We start from the raw sequence: 20503 nt of genomic DNA, 5'->3' as shown, positions 1-20503 counted from the left end.
GAATTCCTCCTGCCTTCCCCCTCTTTTCCTTCGGGGAGATCTCGCATGCACCGTCGTGTTTTTCTCGCTTCTTTGCTGGGCACGTCCGCCGCGGCCGTGGGCCTCAGCGGCTGCGCCAAGGGTGATGCCTCCGCCGCCGTCAAGGGCGCCGCCACCAAGCCGCTCGCCGACAAGGTCCCGGCCGGGACCAGTCTGAAGATCGCCTCCTATCTGGGGCAGCAGCAGCTGCAGTTCAGGCTGGCGAAGCTGCCCGAGCTGCCGTTCACCGTGTCGAACTGGCTGAACATCGGCGCCGGTCCGGATGTCATCAACGCCTTCCGCGCGGGGTCCCTGGACCTCGCCAACAATGCGGGCATCCCGCCGATCCAGGCGCACTACCAGGGCTACGCCGCGAAGATCGTGGCGATCGACATCACCCGCAAACCCAACTACCTCTTCGCCACCAGGCCCGGCAGCGACATCCACACCGTCGACGACTTCAAGGGCAAGCGGCTCGCCTTCTCGCAGGGCCAGGCGCAGGGTGTCGTCCTGCTGCGCGCCCTGAAACAGGCGGGCCTGAAGTACGACGACGTGAAGCTGGTCCCGCTGACCAGCAACCAGTTCTTCACCGCGCTCCAGTCGGGACAGGTCGACGTGGCCCCGCTCGCCATCAGTCAGGCCCCCGCGTATCTGAAGCAGTACGCGGCGAAGGGCGCGCGAAGCATCCCCACCGACGTCGTCGACCTGCTCAACCTGCTGTGGGCCCCGCAGTCCGTGCTGAACGACCCCGCGAAGGCCGCCGCGATCGCCGCGTACATCCCGCAGTGGGCCCAGGGCCTGGTGTGGCAGTACGAGCACCCTGACGTGTGGAACGAGGAGTTCTACGTCAAGACGCAGAACCTGACCCTCCAGCAGGCACAGGGCATCTCCAAGCTCGCCAACAAGCCGCTGTTCCCGCCCCGTTGGGACGAGGCGATCACGTGGGAGCAGGAGACGGCCGATCTGCTCGCCGAGGGCGGCTTCGTGAAGAAGTTCGACGTCTCCTCGCTCTTCGACCACCGCTTCGAGGCGATCGCCGCCCGGGCCGTACCCGAGGAGTACCGGAAATGACCGCCGTGACCACGACGACCGCCGTCCCGGCGGCCCGGGCCGGAGAACTTCCCCAGGTCCGGCGGCGCCGGCTCTCCCCCGGCCGCCGGCTGCCCGCCGCCCGGCTGGTCGGCCCGCTCGTCGTTCTCGCCCTGTGGGCCGCCGCCTCCGCCGCCGGAACCCTCGACACGGGTGCCGTCCCGGCGCCCTGGACGGTGCTGCGCACGGCCGGTCATCTGTGGACCGACGGCACGCTGCCCACCGACGTCCTGACCTCCCTGAAGCGGGCCGGGTACGGCTTCGCGATCGGACTGGCCGCCGGGGTGCTGCTCGCACTCGTCTCCGGGCTCAGCCGGACCGGGGAGGCGCTGATCGACGGGACCGTGCAGCTCAACCGGGCGATCCCGACCCTCGGCCTGATCCCGCTGTTCATCCTCTGGCTGGGCATCGGCGAGACGTTCAAGGTCGCCATCATCGCGATCGTCGTCTACATCCCGGTCTATCTGAACACCCATGCCGCGCTGGCCGGCATCGACAGCCGGTACGTCGAACTCGCCGAGGTGCAGGGCCTGTCGAGGCTCTCCTTCGTCCGGCAGGTCGTGATCCCCGGCGCGCTGCCCGGATTCTTCGTGGGACTCCGGCTCGGCGTGACCAGCTCCTGGCTGGGCCTGGTGGTGCTGGAGCAGATCAACGCCACCAGCGGCCTCGGCTATCTGATGTTCCAGGCGCAGAACTACGGCCAGACCGACGTGATCCTGGTCGGTCTGCTGATCTACGGCGTCTTCGGCCTGGTCTCCGACAGCGCGGTCCGGATCGTCGAACGGAGGGTGCTGTCGTGGCGCCGCACACTGAGCAGCTGACCCGCCCCACCGTACAACTCGCCGGCCTGACAAGGTCGTTCGGCGACCGAACGGTCCTCGACGGCATCGATCTCGAACTGCCCGCCGGACAGTTCACGGCCCTGCTCGGGCACAGCGGTTCGGGCAAGTCCACGCTGCTGCGGGCGATCGCCGGGCTCGACCACGGAGTCGCGGGCGGCGGGCGGCTCACCGCGCCGGAGCGCGTCTCGGTCGTCTTCCAGGACTCCCGGCTGCTGCCCTGGCGCCGGGTGCTGGACAACGTGCTGCTGGGCACGGCCGGCGAAGACGCCGAGGAACGGGGCCGGGCCGCGCTGGCGGAGGTCGGGCTGAAGGGGCGCGAGCGGGCCTGGCCGGGCGAGCTGTCCGGCGGCGAGGCCCAGCGGGCCGCGCTGGCCCGCTCCCTGGTCCGCGAGCCCGAACTGCTCCTGGCCGACGAGCCGTTCGGCGCCCTGGACGCACTGACCCGGATCAAGATGCACAACCTGCTGCGCGACCTCTGGCAGCGCCACCGCCCGTCCGTGCTGCTGGTCACCCACGACGTGGACGAGGCGATCGTGCTCGCCGACCGCGTCCTCGTCCTCGACCGGGGCCGCATCGGCCTCGACCTGACCATCGACCACCCCCACCCTCGCTCCTACCGCGAGCCGGTGCTGGGCGAATACCGCGAGCGGCTGCTGGCCGCGCTGGGTGTCACGGAGGACCACACATGACGGAGAGAAGACTCCACCTCAACGCGTTCCTGATGAACACCGGCCATCACGAGGCCTCCTGGCGGCTGCCGGAGAGCGATCCGTACGCGCACGTCGATCTGCGGCACTACGTGCGGCTCGCCGAGATCGCCGAGCGCGGCACCTTCGACTCGCTCTTCCTCGCCGACGGCCCCCAGCTGTGGGGCAACCTCGCGCAGCGCCCGGCCGGCGCCCTGGAACCGCTGACCCTGCTGACCGCGCTGGCGACGGCCACCGAGCACATCGGCCTGATCGCGACCGCGTCCACCTCCTACAACTCCCCCTACAACCTGGCCCGCGCGTTCGCCTCGCTGGACATCATCAGCGGCGGCCGGGCCGGGTGGAACGTCGTCACCACGGCGGGAGCCGAGGCCGCCCGGAACTTCGGGCTCGACGCCGAGCCGGCGCACGCGGAGCGGTACGCCCGCGCGGCCGAGTTCCTCGACGTGGCTCTGAAGTTGTGGGACAGCTGGGAGGACGACGCGATCGTCGCCGACAAGGCGGCCGGCGTCTGGGGCGACGACAGCAAGATCCATCCGCCCCGGCACCGAGGCACGTACTTCGGCGTCGCCGGTGCCCTCAACGTGCCGCGCACGCCCCAGGGGTACCCGCTGCTCGTGCAGGCGGGGTCCAGCGAGGACGGCAAGGCCTTCGCGGCCCGGTACGCGGAGGCGGTCTTCACCGCGCAGCAGACCCTCGCCGGCGCCCAGGCCTTCTACGCCGACCTCAAGTCCCGTACGGAGCGGGCGGGCCGGGACCCCGGACACCTCAAGGTGCTGCCCGGGATCGTGCCCGTACTCGGCTCGACGGAGGCCGAGGCGCGGGCGGCGGAGCGGCTGCTGGAGGACCACATCGTGTACGACCACGGGGTGGCCAGGCTGGAGAGCCTGCTGCAACTTCCGTCCGGAACCCTGGAGTTGGATGCCCGGCTCCCCGCCGAGCTGCCGCCCGAGTCCGCCATCGAGGGCGCCAAGAGCCGCTACACGCTGGTCGTGGAGCTGGCCCGGCGCGAGCGGCTCACCGTCCGGCAGCTGATCGGGCGGCTCGGCGGCGGGCGCGGCCATCTCACCTTCGCCGGGACGCCCGAGCAGGTCGCCGACCAGATCGAGGCCTGGTTCACGCAAGGAGCCGCCGACGGCTTCAACATCATGCCCGCCGTGCTGCCCTCGGGCCTCGACGCCTTCGTCGAGCACGTCGTACCGCTCCTGCGCGCCCGCGGCCTGTTCCGCACCGAGTACGACGGCCGCCGCACCCTCCGCGAGCGCTACGGCCTCCCCCGCCCCGCCAACCAGTACCTGACCCCGGCCCCCGCCCTCGTCTGACCTCATCCGAAAGGAACCGCCATGTCCATCGAGATCACCAAGGTCACCGCCCGCATCGGCGCCCGCGTGTCCGGCGTCGACATCACCCGCCCCCTCGCCCCGGAGGAGGTCACCGCGATCCGTGAGGCGCTGGGCGTCCACAAGGCGCTCGTCTTCGAGGCGGGCGACCTGGACGACGCCGGCCAGCAGGCCTTCGCCCGCCACTTCGGGGATCTGACCACCGCGCATCCGACGGTCGGCGCGGTCGACGGCGCGCCGAACGTGCTGCCCGTGGACAGCGAGCGGGGCCGGGCCAACCACTGGCACACCGACGTCACCTTCGTCCTCAACCCGCCGCAGGCCAGCACCCTGCGCTCGATCACGATCCCGCCGTACGGCGGCGAGACCCTGATCGCGAACGCGGCCGCCGCCTACCGCGATCTGCCCGAGCCGCTGCGCCGCTTCGCCGACACCCTGTGGGCCGAGCACACCAACGACTACGACTACGCGGTGCCGGACGAGGAGGTCGACGAGGAGCGGGCGGCCCAGCGCGCCCAGTTCACGTCCATCACGTACCGCACCGCGCACCCGGTGGTCCGCGTCCACCCGCTGACCGGCGAACGCGGTCTGTTCATCGGCGGGTTCGCGCAGCGGATCGTGGGCCTGTCCACCGGTGAGTCCCGCAAGGTGCTCGACCTCCTCCAGGCGTACGTCACCCGCCCGGAGAACGTCCTGCGCCACCGCTGGGCGGAGCGCGAGCTGGTCCTGTTCGACAACCGGATCACCCAGCACTACGCGATCGACAACTACGACGGACAGCCGCGCCGGCTGCACCGGGTGACCGTCGCCGGTGACGTCCCGGTGGGCATCGAGGGCAAGGAGAGCTACTCGATCGAGGGCGACGCCTCGCACTACACGCCGGTGCTCGCAGCCGCGTAACCGATCGTTCACCCTGCGTACGACAGGTGTCCGGATAGTGGGCGGCCCGTCGGCCTGAGCGGACGGGCCGCCCACACTGGCGGGGTTTTTACCCACCCATGACAGGGGGAGAGCCGCGCCCATGCCCGCACCGGAACCGACGACCGAGACGCCGCCCCAGCAACAGCGACAGGACGGTGCCTCCCTCTCGCACGGCCTCAAGCAGCGCCATCTGTCGATGATCGCCCTCGGCGGGGTGATCGGCGCGGGCCTGTTCGTCGGCTCGGGTGCGGGCATCGCCGCCGCCGGCCCGTCGATCGTGATCGCCTACACGGTCTCCGGCCTGCTGGTGATGCTGGTGATGCGGATGCTGGGCGAGATGTCGGCCGCGTACCCGTCCTCGGGCTCCTTCTCGGCGCACGCCGAGCGGGCGATCGGCCCCTGGGCGGGCTTCGCCGCCGGCTGGTCCTTCTGGATCCTGCTGTGCACGGCCGTCGGCCTGGAGGGCATCGGCGCGGCCCACATCGTCTCCGGCTGGGTGCCCGGCACGCCCGAGTGGCTGTGGGTGGCACTGTTCATGGTCGTCTTCTGCGGCACGAACCTGGCCGCCGTCCGTAACTTCGGCGAGTTCGAGTTCTGGTTCGCCACGCTGAAGGTCGGCGCGATCTCCCTCTTCCTGATCCTCGGCGTGCTGGCCATCGCGGGCGTCCTGCCCGGCACGGACGCGCCCGGCACCGCCAACCTGTCCGACTTCTTCCCGCACGGCAGCAACGGGCTGATCATCGGCCTGCTCGCGTCCGTCTTCGCCTACGGCGGCCTGGAGACGGTCACCATCGCGGCGGCCGAGTCGGAGAACCCGGTGCGGGGCGTGGCGTCCGCCGTCCGCACGGCCATGTGGCGCATCGCCCTCTTCTACATCGGCTCGATGGCGGTCGTGGTCACCCTGGTCCCGTGGAACTCGGCGGAGGTCGTCACCAAGGGCCCGTACGTCGCCACGCTCGACCACCTGGGCATCTCCGGCGCGGGCCGGCTGATGAACGTGGTCGTCCTGGTCGCCCTGCTCTCCGCGATGAACGCCAACATCTACGGTGCCTCGCGCATCGCCTACTCCCTGGTCGACCGCGGCCAGGGCCCGAAGGCGCTGGCGAAGCTGTCCGGCGGGGTCCCGCGCATCGCGGTCCTGACCTCCTCCGTGCTGGGCTTCGTGTGCGTGCTGCTCAGCTACTGGCGGCCGGACGACATCTTCAAGTGGCTGCTGAACATGATCGGCGCGGTCATCCTGGTCGTCTGGATCTTCATCGCGGTCTCCCAGCTCCTGCTGCGCCGCCGCATCGAGCGCGAGAGCCCCGAGAAGCTGGTCGTGCGCATGTGGGCGTTCCCGGTCCTCACCTGGGTCGCCCTGGCGGGCATGGCCGCGATCTTCGTCCTGATGGCCCGCGAGGCGGACACGCGGGTGCAGCTGTACTTCACCGGCGGGATGACCGCGGCCCTGGCAGCCGTGGGGTACGGATGGCAGAAGGTGCGGGCCAAGAGCGGCTGACGCCCACACCGGCACCGGAACGGCCCCCGCGTACGACACGCGGGGGCCTTTCTGTTGCCCTGACACTCTTGTTGCTAGCCTGCACTTGCAAGTAACTTGCAATAAGGTAACGGCCCGCAGGACGGCGGCGGGGAGCCGCTCGCCGCCGACGGGGTAGGTGAGCCGGTCGAGAGAACGTCCTGCCTCGTGATCGTCTTCTCACCCTTCACGACGGCAGGCGGAGGAACGGAAAGCCCCGTGAGGACGTGACTCACGGGGCTTTCCGCTCGCCCGGTCGGGAGGCGAGGGACGGGCGCGGGGCGCACGATGAACGTATGTCCGCCAACGACATCACACCCGGCGGCAAGGGGCGACTCGTCCGGGCTGTGGCCACGGTGGCGCTGGCCGCGTCCGCACTCCTGCCGGCCGCCGGTCACGCACCGGCCGCGCCTCAGGACGACGCGATCGCCCTGCGGACGCTCGATGACATCGTCAAGGGCGACTACACCGCCGCCACCGCCCACTTCGACGCCACCGTGCGCAGGCAGCTGCCGCCGGACGCACTGAAGCAGGCATGGAGCAACTACCAGGAGCAGTTCGGGCGTTACACGTCCCACCAGCGCCCCGAGGACGCCAAGGCCGGCGGGTTCACCGTGGTCAGGGTGCCCCTTCGCATGGAGCGCGGGCCCGGTGAGTTCCGCGTGAGCTTCGACAACGGCGGCGCCGTCTCCGGCCTGTTCTTCCTCAGGCCCGGCGTGCCGCTCTCGTAGTCACCGGTCTCGTATCCGGGCCCGCCCGCCACGGGCCTACAGGTTGCTGAAGTCCGGCCCCTGGGTCCGGGTCCGCTTGATCTCGTAGAAGCCCGGCACCGACGCCACGGCGAGCGTGCCGTCCCACAGGCGGGCCGCCTCCTCGCCCTTCGGGGCGGGGGTGACGACCGGGCCGAAGAAGGCGATCTGCTCGCCGTCGGCGCCCGGGACCGCGATGACCGGGGTGCCGACCTCCTGGCCGACCTTGTCGATGCCCTCCTTGTGGGAGGCGCGCAGCTCGGCGTCGAACTCGAAGTCCGTCTGCTCGGCGTACTCGATCAGCTCGGCGGGCAGGCCGACGTCCGCGAGGGCGCCGGCGATGGCCTCCAGGGTCGGGCCCTCACCGTTGTTGTGGATGCGGGTGCCGAGCGCCGTGTAGAGCGGGCCGAGGATGTCCTCGCCGTGCTTCTGCCAGGCGGCGGTGACCACGCGGACCGGCTGCCACGCCTTGGTCGCGAGCATGTCCCGGTACTGCTCGGGCAGCTCGTCCAGCTTGTCCTCGTTGAGGACGGCCAGGCTCATGATGTGCCAGCGGACCTCGATGTCGCGGACCTTCTCGACCTCCAGCACCCACCGGGAGGTCATCCAGGCCCAGGGGCACAGCGGGTCGAACCAGAAGTCGACGGGGGTCTTGCCGGACTCGGACATGGTTCTCCTCAGGGAACGACTCTTTTGAAACGTCAACGACAACCGCGCGGCCATGATTCCCTGCTGCCCCCTGTCAGGGGCACATGGCAGGATCGGCCCTGTCCATATGCCGAAAACCACCCGAGGAGTGCCGCCCGTGCCCGGTGAGAATCTGTCCCGCGACGAGGCCAGGGAGCGGGCCGCCCTGCTGTCGGTCGACGGATACGACGTGTTCCTGGACCTCCGGTCCGCCGTCGGCGAGGGGGACGGCGAGCCGCGCACGTTCCGCTCGGTGACCACGATCCGCTTCCGCTGCAACGAGCCGGGCGCCGCGACCTTCGCCGACCTGATCGCACCGAGCGTGACGTCGGTGTCGCTCAACGGGCGGGACCTGGACCCGGGCGAGGTCTTCGACGGCGCACGGATCGCGCTGGAGGACCTGGCGGCGGAGAACGAGCTGGTGGTGGACGCCCAGTGCGCCTACTCCCGCACCGGTGAAGGCCTGCACCGCTTCGTCGACCCCGAGGACGGCGAGGTCTACCTCTACACCCAGTACGAGCCGGCCGACGCCCGCCGCGTCTTCGCGAACTTCGAGCAGCCGGACCTGAAGGCGCCGTACCGCTTCGAGGTCCAGGCGCCCGAGGGCTGGACGGCGTGGAGCAACGGCGCGGGCGAACTGGCCGACGGGGTGTGGAAGTTCGCCGAGACCAAGCCCATCTCGACGTACATCACCTGTGTCGTGGCGGGGCCGTACCACTACGTCACCGACTCCTACACCCGTACCTTCGAGGACGGCACCAAGCTGGAGATCCCGCTCGGCGCGATGTGCCGCAAGGGGCTGGCTCCGCACTTCGACGCGGACGACGTCTTCCTGATCACCAAGCAGGGCCTGGACTTCTTCCACGACCACTTCGACTACCCGTACCCGTTCGGGAAGTACGACCAGGCGTTCGTGCCGGAGTACAACCTGGGCGCGATGGAGAACCCGGGGCTGGTGACCTTCCGCGAGGAGTACATCTTCCGCGGGAAGGTGACGCAGGCGTCGTACGAGGCGCGGGCCAACGTCGTCCTGCACGAGATGGCGCACATGTGGTTCGGCGACCTGGTCACCATGGAGTGGTGGGACGACCTGTGGCTGAAGGAGTCCTTCGCGGACTTCATGGGCTCGTTCGCGAACGTGGGCGCGACCCGCTTCACCGGCGCCTGGATCACCTTCGCCAACCGCCGCAAGGCCTGGGCGTACCGCGCGGACCAGCTGCCGTCCACGCATCCGATCACGGCGGACATCCGTGATCTGCAGGATGCCAAGCTGAACTTCGACGGCATCACCTACGCCAAGGGCGCCTCGGTGCTGAAGCAGCTGGGGGCGTACGTCGGCCAGGAGGCGTTCCTGGAGGGCGCCCGCCGCTACTTCAAGCGGCACGCGTACGGCAACACACGCCTCGGCGACCTGCTCTCGGTGCTGGGCGAGACCAGCGGCAGGGACATGTCGGCGTGGGCCGGCTCCTGGCTCCAGACGGCCGGGGTGAACTCGCTGACCCCACAGGTGCTGCTGGACGCCGGCAGCGGCCGGGTCGCCGAGCTCGCGGTCGTGCAGGAAGCCCCGGAATCGCACCCCGAGCTGCGTCCGCACCGGATCGCCGTGGGTCTGTACCGGCGTACGCCCGAGGGCTCCCTCGAACGGTACGGGCGCGTGGAGACGGACGTGGAGGGCCCGCGTACGGTCGTCGCGGAGCTGGCGGGTGCCGAGGCGCCGGACCTGGTGCTGGTCAACGACGACGACCTGACGTACTGCAAGATCCGCTTCGACGCGACCTCGCTGGACACCCTGCGCACGCACCTGGGCGCCCTGACGGATCCCCTCGCCCGGGCCCTGTGCTGGTCGGCGCTGTGGAACATGACGCGGGACGCGCTGCTGCCGGCGCGGGACTTCATCGCCCTGGTGCTGACGTTCGCGGGCCGGGAGTCGGACATCGGTGTGCTGCAGATGCTGCACGCGTGGGCGGAGTCGGCGCTGACCCACTATGCGGCGCCCGAGTGGCGGACGGCCGGTGGTGAGCTGCTGGCGGAGGGCGCGCTGCGGGAGCTGCGGGCGGCCGAGCCGGGCAGCGAGCACCAGCTGGCCTGGGCGCGGTTCTTCGCGCGCGTGGCCTCCGCCGAGCCGGACCTGAAGCTGCTGACGGACCTGCTGGACGGCACGTCGGCGATCGACGGGCTGGTGGTGGACCAGGAGCTGCGCTGGGCGTTCCTGGAACCGCTGACCGCGCACGGCGCGGCCGACGAGTCGGTGCTGGCGGCCGAACTGGCCCGGGACGACACGGCGTCCGGCAAGCGTCACCAGGTCCGCTGCCTCGCGGCCCGCCCGTCGGCGGCGGTCAAGGCGCAGGCGTGGGCGCAGGTCGTGGAGTCCGACGTGCTGTCGAACGCCCTGGTGGAGGCGACGATCGCGGGCTTCGACCAGGCCTCGCAGCGGGAGCTGACGGCGCCGTACGCCGAGAAGTACTTCGCGGTGATCGAGCGGGTGTGGGCCGAGCGGTCGATCCAGATCGGCATGGACGTCGTACGGGGCCTGTTCCCGGGGTATCAGGACCGGCCGGAGACGCTGGCGGCGACGGACGCGTGGCTGGCGGAGCACGAGGACGCGGCGCCGGCGCTGCGCCGCCTGGTGCTGGAGGCACGGGACGACCTGGCGCGGGCCCTGCGCGCACAGGAGTGCGACGCGACGGCCGGTCCGACGGCCGACGACAGCCGAGCTTTGGCCTGAGCTTGCCGGGTAGGTGACCGTTACGAAATTCGGTCAAACAGAGCCGTAACCCCTGGTCCACCCCGTTCGGACCAGGGGTTTTCGCTGCCTACTCGGCATCCGAACACCTGACCTTTAGTCCCGTCTTGTCCGCATTCCTCAACGGCCGTGTAACAGCGGTTAAAGGGGGGACGGGGCGCGGGAATCCCGACGCCATGACGCACAACACCCCGCTCTCCCCCCGCCCCCTCCGCCACCTCTCCGAGGTCCACCGCCGCGTCCTGACGACAGCTCAGCTGCGCGCCCACGGCCTGACAGCGGCCGAGGTGACCGAGCAGTGCCGCCCCGACGGCCCCTGGCAGCAGCTGCTCCCGAACGTGGTCCTCCTCCACCCCGGCCCGCCGACGAGCGAGGAGCGTCTGCACGGGGCCCTGCTGTACGCGGCCCGCGAGTCGTCGGCGCCGGGCGTCCCGCCCCAGCCGACGGCGGAGACCCCGCACGCCCCGGTCTACGCGGAGGCGATGATCACGGGCCTGGCGGCGCTGACCCTGTACGGCTTCTCGGCCACCCCGCCCCTGCTCTCCCTGGACCACATCGACGTCCTGGTCCCGCGCCAGCGCCGGCTGCGCCCCACGGGCTACGTCCGCGTCCTGCGCACTCCCGCCCTGCCGGCGCCCCGCACGGTGACCGGCCTGCCGGTCGCGCCCGTGCCCCGAGCTCTGGCGGACGCGGTCGCGGAACTGACCGACGCCGAGGCGGTACGCCGGCTGCTGACCGAGGCGGTACGCGCGGGCCACTGCGAACCGGCCGCCGTGGTACGTGAGTTGACCCAGGCCAAGCTGCTGAACCGGCCGCACGTGGTCGACGCGGTGGACTCGATCCTGGCCGAGGGCCGCTCGATCGCCGAGAACCGCCTGTACCGGATGGTCGCCGAGTACGGCCTGCCCGACCCGGTCTGGAACGTCGACCTGCGCCTGCCCGGCGGCCCGCACCTGGGCGGCCTGGACGCCTACTGGCCCGACCAGGCGGTGGCGGTCGAACTCGACACCCGCGCCCCCCGCCAGGACGAGGACGCCCTCTGGTCCGAGTACGCCCGCAAGCGCGAACACCTGGAACGCCTCGGGATCACGGTCGTGTACATCACCCCGAAGAAGCTCCGGGACTCCCTGGAACAGCAGGCGGCGGTGGTCCGTACGGCCCTGATGGCGTCCGCCGACCGGGACCCGGCCGCCTATGTCGTGGTGCTTCCCCGGTAGTGACGGACCGGCGGAGCACCAGCGGGGGAAGCAGGAGGGGAGAGGAGGGGCCACCGGGGCCGATTCCGGTGGCCCCTCCTCGTGTCCTCGTCACACTGTGCTCTCACCCGGACGGCCGAGACCGGCGGGCGGCGCCGAGCGGGCCACGGTAGACCGAGACGTATGCGACACACCCGGATGGCCGTGTGCTCGGCCGCCTTCCTGCTCGCCACGGCCTGCCTCGCCACCGCCCCCGCCACGGCGCAAGGGGCGCCCCGCACGGCCGCCATGGGCTATGTGGCCCTCGGCGACTCCTACTCCTCGGGTGTGGGCGCCGGCGACTACCTCCCCGGCCCCGCGCACTGCAAGCGCAGCAGCCGGTCGTACCCCATGCTGTGGGCGGCGTCCCACCACACGACGGCCTTCGCCTTCCCCGCGTGCAACGGCGCCCACGCGAGCGACGTGCTGAAGGACCAGCTCACCGCGCTCGGGCCGGGCACCCGGCTGGTCACCCTCACCGTCGGCGGCAGTGACGCGGGCTTCGCCACCGTCATGACCACCTGCGCGCTGGGCGGCACCGACCGCTGTCTGTCGGCCGTCTCCCGGGCGCGCGCCGCCATGGACGGCGCCCTCCCGCGTGACCTGGACCGGCTCTACTCGGCCATCCGGGACCGGGCTCCCGCCGCGCGTGTCGTGGTGCTCGGCTATCCGCACCTGTACCACCTCATGGGCACCTGCCAGGCCGGCCTCCAGGACACCGAGCGCGCCGCCATCGACCGGGCCGTGGACCGGCTCGACACCATGATCGCCGAGCGCGCGGCCGGCCACGGGTTCGCCTTCGCCGACGTCAGGTCCGCCTTCACCGGCCACGAGATCTGCTCCCGGGCCCCCTGGCTGCACAGCGTCGACCTGCTCAGGCTCACCGAGTCGTACCACCCCACGGCACTGGGCCACTCGTACGGCTACCTGCCGGCACTCGATCGCGCCTCCTGAAGCCACTTTCCCGGGCTGCCCGCTCGGCGGCTCGATGTCATGGCAGCATCAGCCCCATGTCCGCCGAACCCACAACCCTCCGCCCCGTCGGCGAGGAGGACCTCCCCCTGCTGGAGCGCTTCCTCACCGACCCCACCGCCGCCGGCCCCTTCCAGTGGTACGGGTTCGCCGACCCCCGGCGGTTCCGGCAACGCTGGGAGGAGGACCGGATGCTCGGCGCGGACGGTGGCCAGTTGGTCGTCGCCGTCGGTGCCGAGCCGCTCGGGTTCGTCGCGTGGCGGAAGGTCGTCGTCTCGGCCTCCACCTACTGCTGGAACATCGGCGCACAGCTGCTCCCCGAGGCCCGGGGCCGGGGCATCGGCAGCCGGGCTCAGCTACAGCTCGTCCGCTACCTCTTCGCGCACAGCCCCGTGATGCGGATCGAGGCCGACACCGAGGCCGAGAACATCGCCGAACAGCGGGCCCTGGAGAAGGCCGGCTTCACTCGCGAGGGCGTACTGCGCGGCATCGTCTTCCGGGACGGGCAGTGGCGCGACGGCGTCGCCTACAGCGTGCTGCGCGACGACCCGCTGCCCGCCGACGTGTGAGGCGTACACCTCGTCGAGCAGGGTCGCGTACGCCGCGATCATCCGCGTACGGCTGAACCGCTCCCGGCTCAGCTCCAGGGCCGGGGCCAGATCCGCGCGGCTGGTGAGCGCGGCGCTCCAGGCGAGGGCGATCGCGGCCGGGTCCGGCGGGGTGACGAAGCCGAGGCCGTCGACGATCGACGCGCTGTCGCCGACGTCGGTGGTCACCGGGACCGCGCCGCACATCATGCCCTCGATCAGGCACAGCGGGGCCGCCTCCCCGGTGACGGAGGTCAGGGCGACGACATCGGCGCCGGCGTACACGGCCTCCATGTCGTGCCGTACGCCGAGCAGCCCGATCCGCTCCGCCAGGTCCCGGTCGGCGCCGAAGGCGGCCTCGATGTCGGCCCGCAGGGCGGGGTTCTCATCGCTCATGCCCGCCCCGCACATCAGGACGTGGCCCTCGGGTTCGCGGGCCAGCCAGGCGCGGGCCGCGCGGAGCAGCAGCGGCACGTTCTTCATCGGGGCGTACCGGGCCGCGAAGACGATCACCGGGGCCGTGGGGGCGATGCCGAGGGAGGCGCGGAAGGCGAGCCGGGCCGCCGCGTCCGGGCGGAAGCGGAGCAGGTCCACGCCGTTGGGGATCACGTGCAGCAGCTCGGCCGGGATGCCCGCCGCCTCGTACGCCGCCCGGGTCGACTCGGCGCAGCACACGCACGCCACCACCGTGCCGTCGGCGATGGCGGCCTTCAGCTCGTCGAGGGCGGGGCCCTGGTTCTCCGGGTCGGAGCGGTGCAGGCAGACCACGACCGGGCGGCGGGGCAGGCCGCCCTGGTTGAGCAGGGCGAGCGGCTGTTCCTTCAGGGAGAGGATCACGTCCGCGCCGGCCATGGACCGGGCCGTTCCGGCCAGCTCCGGGCCGCTGAAGGCGTCCGCGGCCAGCGATCCGTCCACCAGCCCGGCGCTGCGGCCGAGCGAGGTGACGCCGACCCCGGCGGCAGTCAGGGCCCGGTAGCAGGCGTCGTCCTCCATGCGCTGCGAGGTGGCCTCGCGGCGGACCTCGCCGTGGATGCTGAGCACCTGGTGGGACTGGCCGCCCTCGGCCAGTCCCAGGACGACGTCGCTGTGCACGATCCGGGCTCCTCCGGAGAAGAAGCCCTCGTAGACCGACAGCACACGCAGTTCGTGCGAAGCGCGCACAGCACCACCCGCCTTGCATAAATGATCGAGAAGATCGAGCCATCCCCGTCCACAGCGGGTTAGCCGTTATGAGGCGGTACGGACATTGCGTGCGCGTTAACAGGGCATGACGTGGGTGAAACGGTGACTAACAGAATTCCCCATCCAGCACCGAGCCGGAGTCACCCGACCAGTCTCCGTTGAAATTGAACGCCAGGGAATGCCGGCCGTCGGCCGTCGTCGCCGCCTCCGAGACCGAGCCGTGAATGCCCCCGCTGTGCCCCCAGACATGAACACCGCAGGTCAGCCGGGTGTCGATGAGACCGAGGCCGTAGCGGGCGTTCGGGACGCCGGTGACCTCGACCGTGGTCTTCATTTCCTTCAGCCGCTCGGACGGAAGGAGTTTTCCACCGAGCAGGGCTCCGTAGAAACGATCGAGGTCGAAGGATGTCGAGATCATTTCACCGGCGGCGGAGGCGAGGGAGGGGTTGAGGTTCGTGACGTCGTACGTCGAACCGTTCGGATCGGTGAATTTCGAGTAAGAAATACTGCTCGGTCGGGGCAGGGTGACCTTCGTGCCGGGCAGGGACGTGCCCGCCAGGTGCAGCGGCCGGAGAATGCGGCGCTCGATCTCGGTGGCGTACGGGTGTCCGGTCACCTTCTCGATCACCATGCCGGCGAGGACGTAGTTGGTGTTGGAGTAGTGCCAGGCCGCGCCCGGCGCGAAGTCCGGCGCGTGCCGCATCGCGATCGCCACCAGCCCGCCCGGGGTGACGGTGTCGTAGCGGTGCCGTTCGAAGCCCGCCTCGGTGAAGTAGTCGCGGGCGAAGTCCGTGTCCTCGGTGTAGTTGAAGATGCCGCTGGTGTGGTTGAGCAGCCGGCGGACGGTGATGCGGCTGCCGTCGTGGCCGTGGCCCCGGACCACCCCCGGCAGCCACTTCTCCACGGTGTCGTCCAGGGAGATCCGGCCCTCCGCCTCCAGCTGGAGCAGGACGGTGGACACGAAGGTCTTGGTGATGCTGCCGACGCGGTAGCGGTCGGCGACGGAGCGCGGCGCGCCCGTGCGCAGGTCGCCCACGCCCGCCGTGGTGGACCAGGTGCCGTGGGCGTCTTTCGCGGTGGCGGTCACCCCGGGCACCCCGGAGGCGACGGCCGCCTCGATGGCTTTCCGGGTGGCGGGGTGGGCGCCGGTGCCGGTGCCGGCTGCCACGGCCGGTGCCGCGAGGGCCGCCGAGACGAGCAGGGCGGTGGCGCCCACCAGGGTGGTACCCAGGGTCGTACGTACGCGCATGTCTTCCCCCAACCTGTGGTGTCACCCGTGATGCGGGTGCGGTCGGGGGGAGAAACCGGTGCCGGATGCGTGAAGGTTGCTTACCTGTACGCCAGTTGGGTGAGTTTCAGCCCTTCTTGAGCACCAGTTCCGTGTTCCGGTGGACCGCGGTGTTCGCGAGGGTCTTGCTCGCGCCGGGGGTGTTGAAGGCCAGCTCACGGTAGAGGGCGGCGAGACCGGTCTGGGAGAGGTCGGTGAAGTCGGTGCGGTGCGGGGCGGCGGACTCGATCAGCGTGGTGAACAGGGAGACCGTGCCGTCCTTGTTGTCGGTCAGCTCGATGATCCGGGCGAGGTGCGGGAAGTCGACGTGCGAGGCGGTGGAGATCTCCCAGAAGGAGCGGCCGCCGGAGACCTGGTGCGGGGTGATGACGTTCTGGTGGACGTGACCGTTCACCCAGGCCAGGACGTTGGCGTGGGCGGACAGGACCGCGAGCACCTCGGCGCCGGTGTGACGCTTCTCGGCGGGGCGGGCCGGGTCGGGCCAGGTGTTGCTCATCGTCGTACTGGTGTGGTGGCTGAAGACGACGGCGTAGGAGTCCTTGTTGTCCGCCAGCGTCTTGTCGAGCCACTTCAGCTGGGCGGTGCCGAGGGAGCCGCCCGGCATGCCGCAGGCGTCGGTGGTGTCGAGGCTGATGCCGATGACGTCGGCGGAGATGCGGAAGGTGTAGTACTGGGTGCCCGCGTCGAGGTTCGCCGAGGAGTAGCCGTGCCCGGTCGGACCGTGGCCCCGATAGGCGGGGTCCAGGTGGGCCTTGAGGTAGTCGGCCGGGGTGTAGGGGGCCCGCTTCTCGTCCGGGGTGACCGAGCGCATCTCGCGGGCGTGCGCCTTGAGCAGGTCGCGGTAGCCGACGCCGTGGGGGTCCTTGTTGTCCCTGATGGCGTCCTGGAGCTTCTTGCCCTCGGCGGCGGAGAGGCTCATCAGCTTCTTGCCGCCGATCGCGAACTCGGCGAGGTAGGGGTCGCCGTGGATGCCGAAGCAGCCGAGGGCGAGGCCGTCGTGGTTGCCGACGGTGGAGTACCAGGGCAGGATCAGGCCGGGGCTGTTCACCTCGCGGATCGCGGCGGCCAGGAAGCCGTTCAGGTGCGGAAGGCCCAGCGCCTTGTCGTTGTCGCGGACGGTGGAGTCCGGCTGCCAGTACAGCTTCAGGCCGCTGTTCTGCACACCCTCGTAGTGCCTCGGGTCCCCGGTGTTGGGGCTGATGCGGCCGCCGCTCATCACCTGCAGGAACCACTCCAGTTCGGAGCCGGCGTTGTTGTCGGTGTTGTCGCCGGTGGTCATGACGAAGCCGAGCGGGGCGCCGGTGACGGGGCCGCCCTTCAGGGCGTTGACCCGCTCGACGAGCGAGATGGCGCCCTGCACGGTCAGCGCCTCGTGCGGACGCCAGGCGTGCACGCCGTTGGAGCGCAGGAACTCCGCGCGCAGCGGGCTCTGGACGTCCTGTAGATGCAGGTCGGTGAACTGGACGAACGCGGCGAGCGTCCTACGGCGGCTCGCCCGGCCGGACTTGGGCGTGGCCAGCTCGCCGCGCACCACCCGCTGCCAGCCGGGGCCGTCGCCGAGGCGCTGGTAGCCGGAGCTGTTCCGGGGCGTCGCGACGGAGGCGAGGGTGGTGCCCTTGGTGTAGGGGGCGAGGGCCGGCTCGGCGATGGCCTGCCGGGAGTCGGCTGCCGGTGCCTGGGCGTCGGTGGCGGCCTCGCTGTCGGTGGGGTGCAGGGCGTAGCCGATGCCCGCGGAGAGCGAGACCGCTCCGGCGGCGGCGAGGACGGAACGACGGTGGACTCCGCGGCCGGAAGCCGCGGAGGTGGCGACAGAGCGTGTGCGCGACATGGCGCGATCTCCCCGAGTGCGAACGCGTCGGCAGTGGTCGCGGGCCGTACGCAGGCGCGAACGCCCCGCTCGCACTGGATGCTTGGCACCGGGAATGACCTGCGCGTGAACGCGGTGGCAACGCGCAGCGCCGATCACCGTACGTGGATCACGGGGCGGGCGGGCCGCCATGGAGTGGACGGGGAGCGGATCGCGGACGGCCGGGGGGCGGTCACTCGTCGTTCATCCCGCTGGGTATGGGAGGGTCCTCCAGCCGGCCGTGGGGCGGGCGTTCGCGCCAGAGCCGCAGTGCGGTGTCGACCAGGGGGATGCGGTTCAGTCCGGGTACGGCGTCCAGGTCCTGCCAGGCGGCGAAGTCGGTGGAACCGCCGATCTCGTAGCGGAGTTCACCGCCGACCACTTCGCCCTCGTAGACGAGCCGCAGGGCGTGGTGGTCGGTGCGCCGCACGGTCAGCCGGTGCGAGTCCACGCCGAGGAGACCGGTCACCCTGATCCGGTAACCGGTCTCCTCCGTCACCTCGCGGCGGACGGTGTCGTACGGATCCTCGCCGTGCTCCATGCCGCCGCCGGGCAGCACCCACTCCGGAGTGCCGTCGGGGGCCGGCGAGCGGGCGAGCAGAAGCTGTCCGTCGCGGACACACACGGCGTAGGCCGCCACCCTCAAGTTCTCTCGCATGCGCGGACGTTAGCGCGCGATGTCCGGATTCGCCGGGGAATATTCGGGCGCGGACCAGCGCAGGGGCAGGGCGGCCGGGGTCCACAGGGCCGCGCCGAGGGTGAAGCGGACTCTGCGCTCGCCTCCGTCGGTGAACTCGGTGTGTGCCTCGCCGGTGAGCTGGAGTGTGGTGCCGGTGGTCCAGTCGAGGAAGAGCAGTCCGGCGCGGGGGTCGGTGCGGAGGTTGCCGAGGGTGAGGAACATGGCATTGCCGGAGTAGTCCGGCCAGGTCAGCTCGCCCGCTGAAGTGACGGTAACGAAGCCGGGGTTGCCGCCGCGGTGACTGACGTCGGCTCCGCCGGGGTGGACCGTGGCCAGGAAGAAGGTGTCGGCTGCGCGGATGAACTCCTGCTGTTCCGGGCTGAGTTCGGTCAGCCGGAGCGGGCGGCCCGGCAGGCGGTCGGCGACCGTCTCGTACGACTCCCTGCGCTGGATGTATTTGGGGCAGTTGGAGAAGACCTGGTCGGCCTCGACGGCGAAGCCCCTTGCCGTGGACCGCAGGCGGCCGTTCAGGCGCATGCGCCGGCGGGTTCGGGGGTCGAGGGCGATGGTGCCCAGGTGAGTGCCGGGGGTGGTGAGGGCTGTGGTGAGCGGGTCGCCTGCGGCCGTGCCCCCGGCCACCGACATCTGCCTCGGACCCGTCGCCCGTACGAAACCCGGGCTGCCCGTGAGCGCCGACGCCCATACCCGCCCCGTCCCCGGGTCCGCCGCGCCCGTGATCAGCAGGGGCTGCAGTTCCAGGAAGGCCGCCGCGACCGGCTTGATGTCCTGGCCCAGGGAGCGGCCCACGTGGTCGGCCCGGTCGCGGACGCCCATCAGCTCCTGTACGGCGAGCGAGCCGGCGTGATAGGTGCCCATGGTTTAGAAGAAGCCGCAGGTCGGAGCGGAGTCGTGCGGTGCGGGGGCGCCGTCCGGGCCGAGCGGGGCGTTGATCTCCAGGCGGATGCCGTCGGGGTCGTGGAAGAAGATGCCGCCCGAGGTGCCGCCCTCCCGGTGGGCGACCACGCCGTCGTAGGCGAAGTCGAACCCGGCGGCCCGCAGCGCGGTCTCGTACGCGCGGACCTGGTCGATCGAGTCCACGGTCAGCGCGAGGTGGTGCAGTCCGGGCCGGCCGCTGTCGTACGACCCCTGGGCCTGCTGCCAGAGGGTGACGAGCGGGGCGCCGCCGGGCTCCCCCAGCATCGCCCAGCGCTGGTCGTCCTCCTTGCCCTCGGCGAGGACGGCGAAGCCGAGGAGGTCGCGGTAGAGGGCGAGGGAGCGGTCGAGGTCGGTGACGTTCAGGCCGGTGTGCGCGAGGCGCGGAGCCATGGCGGTTCTCCTTCCGGATATCTAACCTTCTTTAGTCACGTTAGAGGGTTAGATACAGGGGAGTCAACCTGTCACGTACCCTTGAGTGGTTAGAGGAGAAGGAGAGCCCGATGTCCGCCGCCCGCGACCCCCGCCCGCTCACCGGCGAGCCCCTCGCCCTCGACCTGCTCAACACCCGGTGGAACCGGGAGGGCGTGACCCAGGACCTGCTGGACGGCACCGAAGGGCTGGAGGTGTGGCTCGGCGGCAACGGGCTGGCCGGCACCTACCCCGCCGACGCGGCCGTACTGCGTCATCTGCGCCAGGCCCGTGAGGCGCTCCGGGCCGCCGTGCACGGCTCACCGGACGAGGCGGCGCCGCTCGTGGACGCCGTACTGGCCCGCGGGCGGATCCGGGCCCGGCTGACCGCCGCCGGCCCCGGCGAGGAGCCCGAATTCGCCGACCCGGCGTGGGGCCCGGCCTGGCTCGCCGCCCGGAACTACCTGGAACTGCTCACCCGCGACCCGGAGCGGATTCGCACCTGCGCCGGCGGCGGCTGCATCCTGCACTTCTACGACACGTCCCGGAACGGCACCCGCCGCTGGTGCTCGATGGCCGCGTGCGGCAACCGCGCGAAGGCGTCCCGGCACTACGCGCGCTCGAAGGAGAGCTGATCGAATCGCCGACGGCACCGGTGCGGGACGGGTTCCGTGGCCGGGCGCCCACGCCTCGGCTCCGCCGGCTCAGGGTGCCTCGCCCGACGAGCACGGTGACATGCCGGACGATCCCCAGCGGCA

Annotated in this window: 18 protein-coding genes and 1 pseudogene; 12 read left to right on the top strand and 7 right to left on the bottom strand. The window is 71.2% G+C overall.

Annotated elements, in window-relative coordinates; translation table 11 throughout:
* Positions 1-45 precede the first annotated feature (45 nt).
* The 7 genes from LE548_RS34000 to LE548_RS33970 all read left to right on the top strand — a co-directional run bounded on the left by LE548_RS34000 (position 46) and on the right by LE548_RS33970 (position 7164).
* Positions 46-1089 carry an ABC transporter substrate-binding protein gene (locus LE548_RS34000; RefSeq protein ID WP_225100874.1) on the top strand — a complete coding sequence of 348 codons (1044 nt, stop codon included), beginning with the start codon at positions 46-48 and terminating at the stop codon, positions 1087-1089.
* The gene (locus tag LE548_RS33995) at positions 1086-1928 is read left to right on the top strand and encodes an ABC transporter permease (RefSeq protein ID WP_225100873.1); all 843 of its coding nucleotides are present in this window, start codon (positions 1086-1088) and stop codon (positions 1926-1928) included. Before LE548_RS34000 ends, LE548_RS33995 begins: the two co-directional genes overlap by 4 nt.
* Positions 1904-2638 (top strand): ABC transporter ATP-binding protein, encoded by a 735-nt coding sequence (locus LE548_RS33990; protein WP_225100872.1) that lies wholly within the window; start codon positions 1904-1906, stop codon positions 2636-2638. Before LE548_RS33995 ends, LE548_RS33990 begins: the two co-directional genes overlap by 25 nt.
* The gene (locus LE548_RS33985; RefSeq protein ID WP_225100871.1) at positions 2635-3978 is read left to right on the top strand and encodes an LLM class flavin-dependent oxidoreductase; all 1344 of its coding nucleotides are present in this window, start codon (positions 2635-2637) and stop codon (positions 3976-3978) included. Before LE548_RS33990 ends, LE548_RS33985 begins: the two co-directional genes overlap by 4 nt.
* 21 nt (positions 3979-3999) lie before the next feature.
* Positions 4000-4896 (top strand): TauD/TfdA family dioxygenase, encoded by an 897-nt coding sequence (locus LE548_RS33980; protein WP_225100870.1) that lies wholly within the window; start codon positions 4000-4002, stop codon positions 4894-4896.
* A 121-nt stretch (positions 4897-5017) separates the two neighbouring features.
* Positions 5018-6415, top strand: coding sequence for an amino acid permease (locus tag LE548_RS33975; protein ID WP_225100869.1), 1398 nt, complete (start codon positions 5018-5020; stop codon positions 6413-6415).
* 314 nt (positions 6416-6729) lie between these two features.
* Entirely contained in the window at positions 6730-7164 is a 435-nt protein-coding gene (locus LE548_RS33970) for a DUF3887 domain-containing protein (protein WP_225100868.1), read from the top strand.
* 36 nt (positions 7165-7200) lie between these two features.
* Here the strand turns inward: LE548_RS33970 and LE548_RS33965 are convergent, their stop codons facing one another.
* On the bottom strand, positions 7201-7851 hold the full coding sequence (locus LE548_RS33965) for a DsbA family protein (protein ID WP_225100867.1): 651 nt from the start codon (positions 7849-7851) through the stop codon (positions 7201-7203).
* 136 nt (positions 7852-7987) lie between these two features.
* Here LE548_RS33965 and pepN point away from each other — a divergent pair, with 136 nt between their 5' ends.
* From pepN to LE548_RS33945, 4 genes and pseudogenes are all read left to right on the top strand, one after another.
* Positions 7988-10594: an aminopeptidase N gene (gene pepN, locus LE548_RS33960; protein ID WP_225100866.1), complete on the top strand. Its 2607-nt coding sequence runs from the start codon at positions 7988-7990 to the stop codon at positions 10592-10594.
* Positions 10595-10788: 194 nt separating this feature from the next.
* On the top strand, positions 10789-11829 hold the full coding sequence (locus LE548_RS33955) for a hypothetical protein (protein WP_225100865.1): 1041 nt from the start codon (positions 10789-10791) through the stop codon (positions 11827-11829).
* A 162-nt stretch (positions 11830-11991) separates the two neighbouring features.
* Positions 11992-12801, top strand: coding sequence for an SGNH/GDSL hydrolase family protein (locus tag LE548_RS33950; RefSeq protein WP_225100864.1), 810 nt, complete (start codon positions 11992-11994; stop codon positions 12799-12801).
* A gap of 56 nt (positions 12802-12857) precedes the next feature.
* Positions 12858-13226 (top strand): annotated as a pseudogene (locus tag LE548_RS33945) (GNAT family N-acetyltransferase); the annotation flags it as partial.
* Here LE548_RS33945 and LE548_RS33940 read toward each other — a convergent pair.
* The 6 genes from LE548_RS33940 to LE548_RS33915 form a co-directional block, all read right to left on the bottom strand.
* On the bottom strand, positions 13176-14567 hold the full coding sequence (locus tag LE548_RS33940) for a glycosyltransferase (RefSeq protein WP_374116210.1): 1392 nt from the start codon (positions 14565-14567) through the stop codon (positions 13176-13178). The pseudogene LE548_RS33945 and the gene LE548_RS33940 overlap by 51 nt on opposite strands.
* Before the next feature lie 127 nt (positions 14568-14694).
* Positions 14695-15837, bottom strand: a complete 1143-nt coding sequence (locus LE548_RS33935) for a serine hydrolase (protein ID WP_225100863.1) — start codon at positions 15835-15837, stop codon at positions 14695-14697.
* Positions 15838-15943: 106 nt separating this feature from the next.
* Positions 15944-17704: a TIGR03767 family metallophosphoesterase gene (locus LE548_RS33930; RefSeq protein ID WP_225100862.1), complete on the bottom strand. Its 1761-nt coding sequence runs from the start codon at positions 17702-17704 to the stop codon at positions 15944-15946.
* 211 nt (positions 17705-17915) lie between these two features.
* Positions 17916-18380 carry an NUDIX hydrolase gene (locus LE548_RS33925; RefSeq protein ID WP_225100861.1) on the bottom strand — a complete coding sequence of 155 codons (465 nt, stop codon included), beginning with the start codon at positions 18378-18380 and terminating at the stop codon, positions 17916-17918.
* A gap of 9 nt (positions 18381-18389) precedes the next feature.
* Complete coding sequence (locus LE548_RS33920; protein ID WP_225100860.1) at positions 18390-19277, bottom strand: pyridoxamine 5'-phosphate oxidase family protein; 888 nt, start codon at positions 19275-19277, stop codon at positions 18390-18392.
* 3 nt (positions 19278-19280) lie between these two features.
* Complete coding sequence (locus LE548_RS33915; protein WP_225100859.1) at positions 19281-19727, bottom strand: VOC family protein; 447 nt, start codon at positions 19725-19727, stop codon at positions 19281-19283.
* Between the two features lie 110 nt (positions 19728-19837).
* On the opposite strand from LE548_RS33915, the gene LE548_RS33910 reads away from it, so the two are divergent.
* On the top strand, positions 19838-20380 hold the full coding sequence (locus LE548_RS33910) for a CGNR zinc finger domain-containing protein (protein ID WP_225100858.1): 543 nt from the start codon (positions 19838-19840) through the stop codon (positions 20378-20380).
* The last annotated feature ends 123 nt before the right edge of the window (positions 20381-20503 follow it).

Origin of the sequence: Streptomyces sp. CoH27 (assembly GCF_020181035.1) — a bacterium.
Taxonomy (GTDB): domain Bacteria; phylum Actinomycetota; class Actinomycetes; order Streptomycetales; family Streptomycetaceae; genus Streptomyces; species Streptomyces camelliae.
This window is presented reverse-complemented; position numbering and strand designations above follow the sequence as displayed.